This is a genomic window from Kitasatospora sp. NPDC057692, assembly GCF_042799475.1.
Classification (GTDB): Bacteria; Actinomycetota; Actinomycetes; order Streptomycetales; family Streptomycetaceae; genus Kitasatospora.
This window is the reverse complement of record NZ_JBHVIV010000021.1, coordinates 32,678-47,466: the sequence shown is the minus strand read 5'-3', so window position 1 is coordinate 47,466 and position 14,789 is coordinate 32,678. Positions and strand designations below refer to the sequence as shown.

The following is a 14,789-nucleotide window of genomic DNA, read 5'->3' as shown; positions in this document are numbered from 1 at the left end:
AGTGCCGTGCCCGCCCTTCGTCCCGCCGCCAAGGGGGCGGCCCTGCTGCTGCTCGCCGCCGGCCTGACCGCGTGCAGCGTGCTGGCCGTGTCCGGCGACCGGACCCCGATCAGCGACCGCCCCACCCAGCGCCCGCCCCGGCAGGTGCTGCTGTCCGCCTCCCAGCGGCTGGACGACAGCGGCGGGGCGCGGGTCCAGGTGGTCCAGGAGGGCCCGGCCGGGCGGCGCGGCGCGGACGGGACGCTGTCCTGGGGCGCCCGCGACGCGGTCGAGCTGACCGTCACCGACGAGCTGGGCACCGGGCGGCTGCGCGGCCAGGACGGTGCGCTGGAGCTGGACCACCCGGGAGCGGCGCCCAGGACGGCGGACCGGGGCCGGGCGGAGTCGCTGGACCCGCGGGCGGCGACCGCTCCGGCCGGGTCGACCGGGTGGGTCGGCGGCTGGATCACCGGCGTGCTGTCCAACCCGGGCGGACCGGCGCACACGATGGCGCTGGCCGGCCGGCTCACCCCGCTCGGCGGCGAGCAGCTGAACGGCGAGACGGTCGCGCACTACCGGGGCACCGCCTCGCCGGCGGACTACTTCGGCGCCGAGGAGGGGCTGAGCCCCGCGCGGCTGACCGAGGTGCTCGGCTACTACGAGCGCAACGGGGTCGGTGCCCTTGAGTACGACTTCTGGGTGGCCCCCGGGGACCGGCTGCTGCGGGTGCGGTCCACCGTGCGCGGCACGGCCGGCGCGGTGGTGACCACGACGGACATCGCCGAGGGCGCCGAGCCCGCCGCCGATCCGTCCGGGGAGCCGTCGGCCGGTGCGTCGGCCGGTGCGTCCGCCGGGCCGTCCTCCGCCGCCCCGTCCGGTCCGTCCGGCACGCCCTCCGGCAGGCCGACGCCCTGACGGGACGAGGGCCGTGCGGCCGAGTGGCGGGGGGTGCCACCGGGTCGCGCGGGCCCGGGTGGCAAGGTGGGCGGGAGCGGACGCTCCGGCCCGCGGGGCCGTCGGGTGTGAACGCGGCGGACGGATCGGACGGATCGGACGGATCGATCGGACGGGGAGGCGTGGATGGCGGTGCGGCAGCGGCTGGCGGCGGTGGTCGCCGTCGCGGTGCTGGCGGCCGGACCGGCCGGGTGCACGTCGGCCGACGGCCCGGGGCCGTCCGCCTCGTCGAGTACGCCCGGCGAGGCCACCCCGACGCCCAGCAGCGCTTCGCCGACCTGGCCGGCCAAGCCGACCGACCGCTCCCCGCACGGGGTGCTGCTCTCCTCCCAGCTGGCCATGCAGACCGCCCGCCGGGCCAAGGTGAGCTACCGGCTGGGAGCGGACGCCGGCTCCGGGCCGCTGTTCTGGCAGCCGAAGACGGCGCTCCAGGTCAAACGTTCCACCCCGGCCGCCGCCGAGCAGCTGATCGTGGTCGACACCGTCGCCTACGAGGGCGGCGACGCGGCCACCGCGGCCCGGCAGGGCGGGCGGCACTGGGAGCGGTTCACCGGTCCGCCGGGGCCGGACGGGCACCGGGAGATCCCGTACGCCGGGCTGATCGACCTGCTCAACCCGGTGGTGGCGCTGGCCGCCGCGACCGCCGAGGGGATCACCGCCCAGTACGTCGGCGAGGAGAAGTCCGAGGACTCCACGGTCGAGCACTACCGGGTGACCACCGACGCGGCCCGCTACGCGGCGGCGCAGACCCAGCTCACCCCGGCCCGCCGGGAGGGGCTGCGGACCGCGCTGGCGCCCGGCGGCTCGGCCTCGCTGACCCTGGACCTCTGGCTGAACGACAAGGACCAGCTGGTCCGGATGGAGCGGACCGGGACCGGGGACGGCGGCGGCCGGCTGGACGACTCGGTGGTCTACACCGAGCCCGGCGGCTCGCTCTCGGTGCAGGCCCCGGCGGAGGCGGACACCGTGGACACCGGTACCCGCGGCGTCTCCCCGCTGGCCCGCTGAACCGGTTCGGCAGGGCGCCGGCCGGGGGCGATTTGCCCCGGACAGCGGCGTCCGGCTACTGTGGCGGAAGCCAAAGACCGCTGGTTGTCGCCGTGCACCCGACAGGGAGCGCGCGACCGAAGGATCCGCGTCTCGTACGCGGGCAGCCCGCGCAGGACTGTTTGGAGCTTTGACCTCCGGGTCGCGTGCCCAGCACGTGGATCCGTCGAGTTCACGCCGAGCCCCGTGCGCCTGCGCACCGGGGCTCATCTGCTTTTCCGCAGGGGCTTTCCTCCGTCCAGTGGTTCGCGGCCGAATGGTCGACTCTCGCGGTCGGCCCGACTTCGACATCACGGAAGGAGGCGTAAGCCTATGGCTAGGCCCGACAAGGCTGCTGCCGTCGCCGAGATCACGGAGCTTTTCCGTGGCTCGAACGCGGCCGTGCTGACCGAGTACCGCGGTCTCACGGTGAAGCAGGTCAAGACCCTGCGTCGCTCCCTGGGTGACAACGCCCAGTACGCCGTGGTGAAGAACACGCTGACCAAGATCGCGGCCAATGAGGTCGGGATCACGGAGCTCGACGACCTGTTCGCCGGTCCGACGGCTGTCGCCTTCGTCACCGGTGACCCGGTGGAGTCGGCGAAGGCTCTGCGTGACTTCGCCAAGGAGAACCCCGCTCTCGTCATCAAGGGCGGTGTCCTTGATGGCAAGGCGCTGTCCGCCGACGAGATCAAGAAGCTCGCGGACCTCGAGTCCCGCGAGGTGCTGCTCGCCAAGCTGGCGGGTGCCCTGAAGGCCAAGCAGTCCCAGGCTGCCGCGCTCTTCCAGGCCCTCCCGTCGAAGCTCGTCCGCACCGTGGACGCGCTGCGCGACAAGGTCGAGCAGGGCGGTGCCGGTACGCCGGCTCCCGCCGCCGAGGAGACCGCGGCCGAGTAATCGGCCGGGGCCACGCCTCGCTGCGGGCCCGTACGCCCGCCAACCCGTACATCCGGCACCACCTGCCGATTTAGTGGAAGGACGCCAATCATGGCGAAGCTGTCCCAGGACGAGCTGCTCGCGCAGTTCGAGGAGCTCACCCTCATCGAGCTGGCCGCCTTCGTGAAGGCCTTCGAGGAGAAGTTCGACGTCACCGCCGCCGCCCCGGTCGCCGTTGCCGCCGCCGGTGGCGCTGCCGCCGCCGCCGAGGCCGTCGAGGAGCAGGACGAGTTCGACGTCATCCTCGAGGGTGCCGGCGACAAGAAGATCCAGGTCATCAAGGAGGTGCGCACCCTGACCTCCCTCGGCCTGAAGGAGGCCAAGGACCTCGTTGACACCGCCGGTGCCAAGGTCCTGGAGAAGGTTGCCAAGGACGTTGCCGAGAAGGCCAAGGCCGCCCTCGAGGCCGCCGGCGCCAAGGTCACCGTCAAGTGACTTGCCGCCCCCTCTGAGGGGGCCTGGGGCCGGGCCGATCACCCTTGTGGTGGTCGGCCCGGCCTTTTTCCGTTCCCGGCCCCGGCGGCCCCGTTCCCGGGCCTCCGGGGCCGGCCGGCGCCCGGACACACCGGTGTGGCCGAACGCTCACTCGGCACTGTCGGTGCGGGCGGGTATGGTGATCGCTGTCATCGGGTGAGGCCCCGACCACGGCTTCTGTAACGCCGGGGCGGTCCGGCCCGATGAAGGGGTCGAGGTCCGCGCCGGAGGCGGGCCCTTGACGAACCCGGCGGGGCGCGCGATTCTCAAGGCGCGAGTCGGCCCGGTTGGTCCTCCGTCGGATGCATAACCGGCGGCTCCGGCGGGAAGTGACTCCACGTGAGTCGTGGGGCCCGGCAAGTCCGGGCCGGTGCAGTACCCGGCGGGCGTCCGCGCCCGACGGCTACCGGGAGGAGTCTCCGATTCGGTCTCCGAATCAGAGCTGGACAGCAGTGTCGCCTTTGGCTACACTGTCCCTTTGCGCTGCCTGTTAGCTTCTCCGTGACTCGTCGCCCGGAGTTTGCGTTGCCCCGAAGGGGTCTGGCACCACCTCCGCAAAGCGGCTCTGACCTGGGACTTCGATCCCGGCGGAGGCCAGTGGCGAGGGAGGCGGGACCAAGCCCGTGAAGGCCCGGCTGGTACGCGCGTAGTGAGCTCCGAGCCCTCGGAAGGACCCCCCTCTTGGCCGCGCCGCGCAACGCCTCGAACAATTCCGCCGCATCCACCGCCCCGCTCCGCGTCTCCTTCGCGAAGATCAAGGAGCCCCTCGAGGTCCCGAACCTCCTGGCCCTGCAGACCGAGAGCTTTGACTGGCTGCTCGGCAACGCGGCCTGGAAGACCCGGGTCGAGCAGGCGCTGGAGAACGGTCTGGACGTCCCCACCAAGTCCGGTCTGGAGGAGATCTTCGAGGAGATCTCGCCGATCGAGGACTTCAGCGGGTCGATGTCCCTGACCTTCCGCGACCACCGTTTCGAGCCGCCGAAGAACTCCATTGACGAGTGCAAGGACCGCGACTTCACGTTCGCGGCCCCGCTCTTCGTCACGGCCGAGTTCACCAACAACGAGACCGGTGAGATCAAGTCTCAGACGGTCTTCATGGGCGATTTCCCGCTCATGACCCACAAGGGCACGTTCGTGATCAACGGCACCGAGCGTGTCGTCGTGTCGCAGCTCGTCCGCTCCCCGGGTGTGTACTTCGACTCCACCCTGGACAAGGTGTCCGACAAGGACATCTACTCCTGCAAGGTCATCCCCTCGCGTGGTGCCTGGCTGGAGATGGAGATCGACAAGCGCGACATGGTCGGCGTCCGCATCGACCGCAAGCGCAAGCAGTCCGTCACCGTGCTGCTCAAGGCTCTCGGCTGGACCAACGAGATGATTCTCGAGGAGTTCGGCGAGTACGAGTCGATGCGCGCCACCCTGGAGAAGGACCACACCCAGGGCCAGGACGACGCGCTGCTGGACATCTACCGCAAGCTGCGTCCGGGCGAGCCGCCGACGCGCGAGGCCGCGCAGACGCTGCTGGAGAACCTGTACTTCAACCCGAAGCGCTACGACCTCGCCAAGGTCGGCCGCTACAAGGTGAACCGCAAGCTCGGCAACGCCGAGTCGCTGGACTCCGGTGTGCTCACCGAGCCCGACATCATCAACGCGATCAAGTACCTGGTCAAGCTGCACGCCGGCGAGGTCGACTGGCGTGACGAGACCGGCCGCGACATCGTGGTCGAGGTCGACGACATCGACCACTTCGGCAACCGCCGCCTGCGCAACGTGGGCGAGCTCATCCAGAACCAGGTCCGTACGGGTCTCGCCCGTATGGAGCGCGTCGTGCGCGAGCGCATGACCACCCAGGACGTCGAGGCGATCACGCCGCAGACCCTGATCAACATCCGGCCGGTCGTCGCCTCCATCAAGGAGTTCTTCGGCACCAGCCAGCTGTCGCAGTTCATGGACCAGACGAACCCGCTGTCGGGCCTGACCCACAAGCGCCGTCTGTCCGCCCTCGGCCCCGGCGGTCTCTCCCGTGAGCGCGCCGGCTTCGAGGTCCGTGACGTGCACCCCTCGCACTACGGCCGCATGTGTCCGATCGAGACCCCGGAAGGCCCGAACATCGGTCTGATCGGGTCGCTGGCCTCGTACGGCCGGGTCAACGCCTTCGGCTTCATCGAGACCCCGTACCGCAAGGTCGTCGACGGCGTGGTCACCGAGCAGGTCGACTACCTGACCGCCGACGAGGAGGACCGCTACGTCATCGCCCAGGCGAACGCCCCGCTGACCGCGGACCTGCACTTCGCCGAGCCGCGTGTCCTGGTCCGCCGCCGCGGCGGCGAGATCGACTACATCCCGGGCACCGAGATCGACTACATGGACGTCTCGCCGCGCCAGATGGTGTCGGTCGCGACCGCCATGATCCCGTTCCTCGAGCACGACGACGCCAACCGCGCGCTCATGGGCTCGAACATGATGCGCCAGGCGGTGCCGCTGCTGAAGAGCGAGGCCCCGCTGGTCGGCACCGGCATGGAGTACCGCTGCGCCGTCGACGCCGCGGACGTCATCACCGCCGAGAAGCCGGGTGTCGTCCAGGAGGTCTCGGCCGACTACGTCACCGTGGCCAACGACGACGGCACGTACACCACGTACCGCGCCGCCAAGTTCACCCGCTCGAACCAGGGCACCGCCTTCAACCAGAAGGTGCTCGTGGACGAGGGCACCCGGGTGGAGGTCAACCAGGTGCTGGCCGACGGCCCGTGCACCGACGAGGGCGAGATGGCCCTCGGCAAGAACCTCCTCGTGGCGTTCATGTCGTGGGAGGGCCACAACTACGAGGACGCGATCATCCTGTCGCAGCGCCTCGTGCAGGACGACGTCCTCTCCTCGATCCACATCGAGGAGCACGAGGTCGACGCCCGTGACACCAAGCTCGGCCCCGAGGAGATCACCCGGGACATCCCGAACGTCTCCGAGGAGGTCCTCGCGGACCTCGACGAGCGCGGCATCATCCGCATCGGCGCCGACGTCGTCACCGGCGACATCCTGGTCGGCAAGGTCACCCCGAAGGGCGAGACCGAGCTGACCCCCGAGGAGCGCCTGCTCCGCGCGATCTTCGGCGAGAAGGCCCGTGAGGTCCGCGACACCTCGCTGAAGGTGCCGCACGGTGAGTCCGGCAAGGTCATCGGCGTCCGCGTCTTCGACCGCGAAGAGGGCGACGAGCTGCCCCCGGGCGTGAACCAGCTGGTCCGCGTCTACGTGGCCCAGAAGCGCAAGATCACCAACGGTGACAAGCTCGCCGGCCGTCACGGCAACAAGGGTGTCATCTCCAAGATCCTGCCGGTCGAGGACATGCCGTTCCTGGAGGACGGCACCCCGGTCGACATCATCCTCAACCCGCTGGGCGTCCCGTCCCGAATGAACCCGGGACAGGTCCTGGAGATCCACCTCGGGTGGCTCGCCAAGCAGGGCTGGGACGTCTCGGGCCTCGCCGACGAGTGGGCCCAGCGCCTGCAGGCGATCGGCGCCGACACCGTCGAGGGTGGCACCAACCTCGCCACCCCCGTCTTCGACGGCGCCCGCGAGGACGAGATCACCGGCCTGCTGGACAACACCACCCTCACCCGTGACGGTGAGCGCCTGGTGAACTCCACCGGCAAGGCCCGGCTGTTCGACGGCCGCTCCGGCGAGCCGTTCCCGATGCCGGTCTCGGTCGGCTACATGTACATCCTCAAGCTGCACCACCTGGTCGACGACAAGCTGCACGCCCGCTCGACCGGTCCGTACTCGATGATCACCCAGCAGCCGCTCGGTGGTAAGGCGCAGTTCGGTGGTCAGCGCTTCGGTGAGATGGAGGTGTGGGCCCTTGAGGCATACGGCGCCGCGTACGCGCTGCAGGAGCTGCTCACCATCAAGTCCGACGACGTTCTCGGCCGTGTGAAGGTCTACGAGGCCATCGTCAAGGGCGAGAACATCCCCGAGCCCGGCATTCCCGAGTCCTTCAAGGTCCTCATCAAGGAAATGCAGTCGCTCTGCCTCAACGTGGAGGTGCTGTCCTCGGACGGCCAGTCCATCGAGATGCGGGACTCCGACGAGGACGTGTTCCGCGCCGCCGAGGAGCTCGGCATCGACCTGTCCCGGCGCGAGCCGAGCAGCGTCGAAGAGGTCTGACGGAGGTGGGGCCGGCTGCCCGCTGAGCAGCCGGCCCGCCCCCAGGCCCCCCTCAGACCACACGAACGACTCTCGACTTACGAAAGAGGGCTTGACGACCAGTGCTTGACGTCAACTTCTTCGACGAGCTCCGCATCGGCCTGGCCACCGCCGACGACATCCGCCAGTGGTCCCACGGCGAGGTCAAGAAGCCGGAGACCATCAACTACCGCACCCTGAAGCCGGAAAAGGACGGGCTCTTCTGCGAGAAGATCTTCGGCCCCACCCGGGACTGGGAGTGCTACTGCGGCAAGTACAAGCGCGTCCGCTTCAAGGGCATCATCTGTGAGCGCTGCGGCGTCGAGGTGACCCGCGCCAAGGTGCGCCGTGAGCGGATGGGCCACATCGAGCTGGCCGCCCCGGTCACCCACATCTGGTACTTCAAGGGTGTGCCGTCGCGCCTCGGCTACCTGCTCGACCTGGCGCCGAAGGACCTCGAGAAGGTCATCTACTTCGCCGCCTACATGATCACCTGGGTCGACGACGAGCGCCGCCAGCGCGACCTGCCGTCCCTGGAGGCGCACGTCTCGGTCGAGCGCCAGCAGATCGAGAACCGCCGCGACTCCGACCTCGAGGCCCGCGCCAAGAAGGCCGAGACCGACCTGGCCGAGCTGGAGGCCGAGGGCGCCAAGGCCGACGTGCGCCGCAAGGTGCGCGAGGGCGCCGAGCGCGAGATGAAGCAGCTGCGCGACCGCGCGCAGCGCGAGCTCGACCGCCTCGACGAGGTGTGGGCCCGCTTCAAGAACCTCAAGGTCCAGGACCTCGAGGGCGACGAGCTGCTCTACCGCGAGCTGCGCGACCGCTTCGGCACCTACTTCTCCGGCTCGATGGGCGCGGCGGCCCTCAAGGACCGCCTCGAGACCTTCGACCTGGCGGAGGAGTCCGAGCGCCTGCGCGAGATCATCCGCACCGGCAAGGGCCAGAAGAAGACCCGTGCGCTCAAGCGCCTCAAGGTCGTCTCCGCCTTCCTGCAGACCACCAACAAGCCCAACGGCATGGTGCTGGACTGCGTCCCGGTCATCCCGCCGGACCTGCGTCCGATGGTGCAGCTGGACGGTGGCCGCTTCGCGACCTCCGACCTGAACGACCTGTACCGCCGCGTGATCAACCGCAACAACCGCCTGAAGCGGCTTCTCGACCTCGGCGCGCCCGAGATCATCGTGAACAACGAGAAGCGCATGCTCCAGGAGGCCGTCGACGCGCTGTTCGACAACGGCCGCCGCGGCCGTCCGGTCACCGGCCCGGGCAACCGGCCCCTGAAGTCCCTCAGCGACATGCTGAAGGGCAAGCAGGGCCGTTTCCGCCAGAACCTGCTCGGCAAGCGCGTCGACTACTCGGCCCGTTCGGTCATCGTCGTCGGCCCGCAGCTCAAGCTGCACCAGTGCGGTCTGCCCAAGGCCATGGCGCTGGAGCTCTTCAAGCCGTTCGTGATGAAGCGCCTGGTCGACCTGAACCACGCGCAGAACATCAAGTCGGCCAAGCGCATGGTCGAGCGCGCCCGTCCGGTCGTGTGGGACGTCCTCGAAGAGGTCATCGCCGAGCACCCGGTCCTGCTGAACCGTGCGCCCACCCTGCACCGCCTCGGCATCCAGGCCTTCGAGCCGCAGCTGGTCGAGGGCAAGGCCATCCAGATCCACCCGCTCGTCTGCACCGCGTTCAACGCGGACTTCGACGGTGACCAGATGGCCGTCCACCTGCCGCTCTCCGCGGAGGCGCAGGCCGAGGCCCGCATCCTGATGCTGTCCTCGAACAACATCCTGAAGCCGGCCGACGGTCGCCCCGTCACCATGCCGACCCAGGACATGGTGCTCGGTCTGTTCTTCCTGACCTCGGACCGGGAGAACGTGAAGGGCGGCGGCCGCTCCTTCTCGTCGACCGCCGAGGCGGTCATGGCCTTCGACGCCCGCGAGCTGGACGTCCAGGCCCCGATCGAGCTGCGCCTGCCGATCGGCACCGTCCCGCCGCGGGGCTGGACCCCGCCGCTGGACGAGGACGGTCAGTCGAGCTGGTTCGAGGGCGAGTCCTTCCGCCTGAACACCACCCTGGGCCGCGCGCTCTTCAACGAGCTGCTGCCCGAGGACTACCCGTTCGTCGACTACGAGGTGGGCAAGAAGCAGCTCTCCGCGATCGTCAACGACCTGGCGGAGCGCTACCCCAAGGTCACCGTCGCGGCGACCCTGGACAACCTGAAGGCGGCCGGCTTCCACTGGTCGACCCGCTCGGGTGTCACCGTCTCGATCTCGGACGTCGTCGTCCCGCCGACCAAGGGCCAGATCCTTGAGGGCTACGAGGCGCAGGCCGAGAAGATCCAGAAGCAGTACGAGCGCGGTCTGATCACCAACGACGAGCGCAAGCAGGAGCTCATCGGCATCTGGACCCGGGCGACCAACGAGGTCGCCGAGGCCATGAACGAGAACTTCCCGAAGACGAACCCCATCTTCATGATGGTCGACTCGGGTGCTCGTGGAAACATGATGCAGATGCGCCAGATCGCCGGTATGCGTGGTCTGGTGTCCAACGCGAAGAACGAGACCATCGCGCGCCCCATCAAGGCGTCGTTCCGTGAGGGTCTCTCCGTGCTGGAGTACTTCATCTCCACCCACGGTGCCCGTAAGGGTCTCGCGGACACCGCCCTCCGTACCGCCGACTCCGGCTACCTCACCCGTCGTCTGGTCGACGTCTCCCAGGACGTCATCATTCGCGAGGAGGACTGCGGCACCGAGCGCGGCCTGAAGCTCGCGATCGGCTCCGTGGGCGCCGACGGCGTGCTGCGCAAGGCCGACGACGTCGAGACCAGCGTCTACGCCCGCATGCTCGCCGAGGACATCACCGTCGACGGCAAGCTGCTGGCCACGGCCAACACCGACCTCGGTGACGTGCTGATCGACGAGCTGATCCGCCACGGCATCGGTGAGGTCAAGACCCGCTCGATCCTGACCTGTGAGTCGGCCGTCGGCACCTGTGCCTTCTGCTACGGCCGCTCGCTGGCCACCGGCAAGCTGGTCGACATCGGTGAGGCGGTCGGCATCATCGCCGCCCAGTCCATCGGTGAGCCCGGTACCCAGCTGACCATGCGTACCTTCCACACCGGTGGTGTGGCCGGTGACGACATCACCCAGGGTCTGCCGCGTGTCGTCGAGCTCTTCGAGGCCCGTACCCCCAAGGGTGTGGCCCCGATCTCGGAGGCCCAGGGCCGGGTCCGCATCGAGGACACCGAGAAGACCCGCAAGCTGGTCGTCACCCCGGACGACGGCACCGACGAGATCGCCTACCCGGTCTCCAAGCGTGTCAAGCTCCTGGTGAGCGAGGGCGAGGCGGTCGAGGTCGGCCAGAAGCTGACCATGGGTGCCACCAACCCGCACGACGTCCTGCGCATCATGGGCCAGCGCGCCGTCCAGATCCACCTGGTCGCCGAGGTCCAGAAGGTCTACAACTCGCAGGGTGTGTCGATCCACGACAAGCACATCGAGATCATCATCCGGCAGATGCTCCGCCGCGTGACGATCATCGAGTCGGGCGACGCCGAGCTGCTCCCGGGCGAGCTCGTCGAGCGCGGCCGCTTCGAGCAGGAGAACCGTCGCGTGGTCTCCGAGGGCGGTCACCCCGCCTCCGGCCGTCCGCAGCTGATGGGTATCACCAAGGCCTCGCTGGCCACCGAGTCCTGGCTGTCGGCCGCCTCCTTCCAGGAGACGACCCGGGTCCTCACCGACGCGGCGATCCACGCCAAGTCGGACCCGCTGCTGGGCCTCAAGGAGAACGTCATCCTCGGTAAGCTCATCCCGGCCGGTACGGGTCTGCCCCGCTACCGCAACATCCGGGTCGAGCCGACCGAGGAGGCCAAGGCCGCGATGTACTCGGCCGTCGGCTACGACGACTACGACCTGTCGCCCTTCGGCGCCGGCTCCGGCCAGGCGGTCCCGCTGGACGACTACGACTACGGCCCGTACACCGGCTGAGTCGAAGGCTCCTGATCGCTGGGCGGTCACCCTGCACGGGGTGGCCGCCCAGCGGCGTTCCCGGCTGTTCCGGGCTGTTCCCGGCTGTTCCGGGCGGTGCTTCGGGCGGCGTTCCGGGCGGTGGGGAAACGGATTAGGGATCTCGGTCGGAATCGCGTAGAGTGATGTTCACCGACGCGGGGTGGAGCAGCTCGGTAGCTCGCTGGGCTCATAACCCAGAGGTCGCAGGTTCAAATCCTGTCCCCGCTACTGCATCGAAGGGCCCGGAGGCTTCAAGCCTCCGGGCCCTTCGGCGTTCCGCGGCCCGGCGGGCCGGCCGGTCGGTTTATCGGTGGCGGGCGGGCCGTGCGGGGCCGTACTGTCCGGGGCATGAACGCGAAGCGCCCGCTGATCGCCGTGCTCACCGGCGCCGGGATCTCCACCGATTCGGGCATCCCCGACTACCGCGGCCTCAACGGGCTCTGGCAGCGCGACCCGGACGCGCAGCGGCTGGTCACCCTCGGCCCGTACCTGGAGGACCCCGAGGTCCGCCGCGGGGCCTGGCGGATGCGCGCCGAGACGGGGGCGCTCGCCGCCGAACCGAACGCCGGGCACCGGGCGCTGGTCGCGCTGGAGCGCTCCGGGCTGCCGGTGCGGGTGCTCACCCAGAACGTCGACGGGCTGCACCAGCGGGCCGGGCAGACGCCCCGCAAGGTGCTCGAACTCCACGGCACCGCACGGGAGGTGCAGTGCGTGGAGTGCCGCGCGGTGGGTCCGATGGAGGGGGCGTTGCAGAGGGTCGCGGCGGGCGAGCCGGACCCGGAGTGCCTGACCTGCGGCGGGATCCTGCGCCCGCGCACCGTGATGTTCGGCGAGCAGCTGGACCCGGAGGTGCTGCAGCAGGCGGACGCGATCAGCAAGGCCTGCGAGCTCTTCATCGCCGTCGGCACCAGCCTGCAGGTCTTCCCGGTGGCCGCACTGCCGTACAACGCGGTGAAGACCGGCTCCCGGCTGATCATCGTCAACGCCGAGCCGACGCCGTTCGACGAGGCCGCCGAGGAGGTCGTCCGCGAGCCGATCTCCGCCGCGCTGCCGGCCCTGGTCCGCCGGCTGGTCGCCCGGTACGTCTGAGCCCGCCCCGGCCGCCCCCGGGGCGCGGCGGATCCGGTGGTGAATCGCCGGCCGCGTTGCGAACTCGCCACTCCCGGTGGCCGGTTCTGCGCTACGCTGCCGCGCGGGGCGGCGTGGCCGGGTTCCGGCCACCGGGGGGAGGCCGTGCGGGCGGACGCGCCCGCGCGCCGCACCGGCACACGGGCTTCCCCCGCTCCGCGGTGGCGCGTACGAAGGAGCCCTCATGACCTCAGGCCGACTGCTGGACCGCCATGCGATCGGGGGCGAGCTGCGGGCCCTGGCGGACCGTCCCGGACTGGCGCACCGTCAGGAGGAGCTCAGGGAGCTGGGGTTGGTGCTCTCCGGTGCCGGGGACCTCGACCGGTGGGCCGAACTCGACCTGGTGCACAGCTTCGTCCGGCCGGAGAGCGTGCGGGCCGCGGTGCGGCCCCGCCCCGAGCCGAGGTTCTGGGCCTGGGCCGAAGTCGCCCTGGGCGCCCTGGTGTTCGTGCCGCTGCTGGTCACCTGGGCCGGTCTGATGCAGGCCACCAGCGCCTACCGGGCGCTGATCGGCGCGGACGCCGGGCAGGCCGCGCGCCCGTTCCTGCAGCTCTGGCAGACCGGCTTCGAGGGCCGGCTGCCCGGCTGGGCCACCTTCGGCGACGTCGCCCTGTCCGCCACCCTGTTCATCGCGCTGCTGCTGGCGCTCTCGGTCGCGCACGGCGTGCGCAGGTCGGGTACCGAGCGCCGCGAGGCGGCGGCCGAGGGCGAGGCGGAGGACCTGCTGGCGGAGCTGGCGCCGGTGCTCACCCGCGCCCAGCTGGTGCTGAACGAGCGTCGCCGGTCCAGTCCGCAGCGCTTCGCGGCCGAGCTGACCGGCGCGGCGGAGACCCTGGAGCGGCTCGGCCGGCAGGCCGCCGACACCCAGCGCGAGCTGGGCGAGGCGGCGCTGGCCGTCGAGCGCTCGGTCGCCGGGGCCGAACAGCGGCTGGCCGAGGCGGGCGCGGCGGTCGACCCGCTGCGCCGGGCCGTGGACGGCGTCGAGAAGGCGGCCGACGGGATCGGCCGGGCCGTCGACGGGGTCGGCCGGGCGGTGCGGGACAGCGGGGACCGGCTCGCCGAGAGCGTCCGGGACGGCGCGGCGGCCACCGGCGACCTCGTCCACCGGAGCGGCGAGCAGGTCGCCGAGGCGGCCGAGCTGGTCCGGCGTGCCACCGACCGGGTGGGGGCCGAACTCGCCGGCGCGGGCGAGCGGGTGGAGGGTGCGGTGCTCGACCTGGCGGTCGCCCAGCGCGGGTTCACCACCGGCGCGGAGACCGTGGCCGACGTCAACGGGCTGGTGCTGGAGCGGCTGGACGGGCTGACCCGGGAGGTGGCGGTGCTGGCCGACCGGGTCGCGGCGGCGGCCTCGGCGGCCACCGCGGCGGCGGCGCGCCTGGACGCGTCCGGGGTGGGTGGGCAGCGCGCCGAGTCGGGCACCGTCCTGGTCAAGACGGTCTCCGGGCCCGGACCCGACAGCGGCGCCGCCCGGTTCCGGGACACCGGGGCGGCCGCCCCCGGCGCGGCCGCCGTGGTCGACGACCGGACGCTGCTGGAGCTGGACGAGGTGCCGGTGCACGGGCAGGACCGATGAGGGGCCGGTTCCGGACGGCGCGGCCGCGGGCCCGGGGCGTGCACCTGGCCGGCTGGCTCTTCGCCGACATGCTGCTAGTGCTGGCGCTGGTCGCGATGGGGGACCAGGGGGACCCGGTGGCCGCCGAACGGGCCGCCGCCGCCGAGCCCACCGCCGCCCCGAGCGTGAGCGCCACCGCCGGGGCCGGCGCCACGCCCACCCCGACCGGGCCGCGCGGCGTCGAGCACGACCCGGTCACCGTCGACGTCAGCGGGGACGCCTCGGACACGGCCGGCCTGACCGCGCAGATCCGGGCGGCCACCGAGCGGTACGCCGGACGGCAGGCCGCCGTGGTCCTCACCTTCGGCAGCAACCGCGACCCGGGCCTCGGCCAGGCCTACGCCCACACCGTCAACGGCCTGCTCGCGCAGGCCCGTCCGGAGATGTTCCGGGCCACCACCACCCGGGACTTCATCTCGCTCGCGGACAACCCCCGGCACGCCTCGCTGGAGATCTACTTCTACACCGGCTGATGTCTGTTGACCTGCCAATCGAAGGAGAAGTGC

General features: G+C 71.0%; 9 protein-coding genes and 1 tRNA gene. All 10 read left to right on the top strand.

All coding sequences use genetic code 11. The annotated features are described in order from the left end of the window. Positions 1-6 precede the first annotated feature (6 nt). The 10 genes from ACFVFS_RS14695 (at position 7) to ACFVFS_RS14650 (ending at position 14,756) form a co-directional block, all read left to right on the top strand. The gene (locus tag ACFVFS_RS14695) at positions 7-894 is read left to right on the top strand and encodes a hypothetical protein (protein ID WP_380623941.1); all 888 of its coding nucleotides are present in this window, start codon (positions 7-9) and stop codon (positions 892-894) included. Positions 895-1,059: 165 nt separating this feature from the next. Next, positions 1,060-1,941 carry a hypothetical protein gene (locus tag ACFVFS_RS14690; protein ID WP_380623939.1) on the top strand — a complete coding sequence of 294 codons (882 nt, stop codon included), beginning with the start codon at positions 1,060-1,062 and terminating at the stop codon, positions 1,939-1,941. 351 nt (positions 1,942-2,292) lie between these two features. Then, on the top strand, positions 2,293-2,856 hold the full coding sequence (gene rplJ, locus ACFVFS_RS14685; RefSeq protein WP_344342466.1) for a 50S ribosomal protein L10: 564 nt from the start codon (positions 2,293-2,295) through the stop codon (positions 2,854-2,856). Positions 2,857-2,946: 90 nt separating this feature from the next. After that, positions 2,947-3,330, top strand: a complete 384-nt coding sequence (rplL, locus tag ACFVFS_RS14680) for a 50S ribosomal protein L7/L12 (RefSeq protein WP_380623937.1) — start codon at positions 2,947-2,949, stop codon at positions 3,328-3,330. A 720-nt stretch (positions 3,331-4,050) separates the two neighbouring features. Further along, positions 4,051-7,527: a DNA-directed RNA polymerase subunit beta gene (gene rpoB / locus ACFVFS_RS14675; protein WP_380623935.1), complete on the top strand. Its 3,477-nt coding sequence runs from the start codon at positions 4,051-4,053 to the stop codon at positions 7,525-7,527. Positions 7,528-7,628: 101 nt separating this feature from the next. Further along, complete coding sequence (locus ACFVFS_RS14670) at positions 7,629-11,522, top strand: DNA-directed RNA polymerase subunit beta' (protein ID WP_380623932.1); 3,894 nt, start codon at positions 7,629-7,631, stop codon at positions 11,520-11,522. Between the two features lie 175 nt (positions 11,523-11,697). Further along, positions 11,698-11,771, top strand: a tRNA-Met gene (locus ACFVFS_RS14665). A 120-nt stretch (positions 11,772-11,891) separates the two neighbouring features. After that, complete coding sequence (locus ACFVFS_RS14660; RefSeq protein ID WP_380623930.1) at positions 11,892-12,632, top strand: NAD-dependent deacetylase; 741 nt, start codon at positions 11,892-11,894, stop codon at positions 12,630-12,632. Positions 12,633-12,855: 223 nt separating this feature from the next. Next, positions 12,856-14,244: a methyl-accepting chemotaxis protein gene (locus tag ACFVFS_RS14655; protein WP_380623928.1), complete on the top strand. Its 1,389-nt coding sequence runs from the start codon at positions 12,856-12,858 to the stop codon at positions 14,242-14,244. Continuing rightward, positions 14,241-14,756, top strand: coding sequence for a hypothetical protein (locus ACFVFS_RS14650; protein WP_380623927.1), 516 nt, complete (start codon positions 14,241-14,243; stop codon positions 14,754-14,756). Before ACFVFS_RS14655 ends, ACFVFS_RS14650 begins: the two co-directional genes overlap by 4 nt. The last annotated feature ends 33 nt before the right edge of the window (positions 14,757-14,789 follow it).

Excerpts from the sequence above, each read along its gene's own strand:
- ACFVFS_RS14690 (WP_380623939.1), top strand. The coding sequence starts at position 1,060 with ATGGCGGTGCGGCAGCGGCTGGCGGCGGTGGTCGCCGTCGCGGTGCTG.
- rplJ (WP_344342466.1), top strand. The coding sequence starts at position 2,293 with ATGGCTAGGCCCGACAAGGCTGCTGCCGTCGCCGAGATCACGGAGCTT.
- rplL (WP_380623937.1), top strand. The coding sequence starts at position 2,947 with ATGGCGAAGCTGTCCCAGGACGAGCTGCTCGCGCAGTTCGAGGAGCTC.
- ACFVFS_RS14660 (WP_380623930.1), top strand. The coding sequence starts at position 11,892 with ATGAACGCGAAGCGCCCGCTGATCGCCGTGCTCACCGGCGCCGGGATC.
- ACFVFS_RS14655 (WP_380623928.1), top strand. The coding sequence starts at position 12,856 with ATGACCTCAGGCCGACTGCTGGACCGCCATGCGATCGGGGGCGAGCTG.
- ACFVFS_RS14650 (WP_380623927.1), top strand. The coding sequence starts at position 14,241 with ATGAGGGGCCGGTTCCGGACGGCGCGGCCGCGGGCCCGGGGCGTGCAC.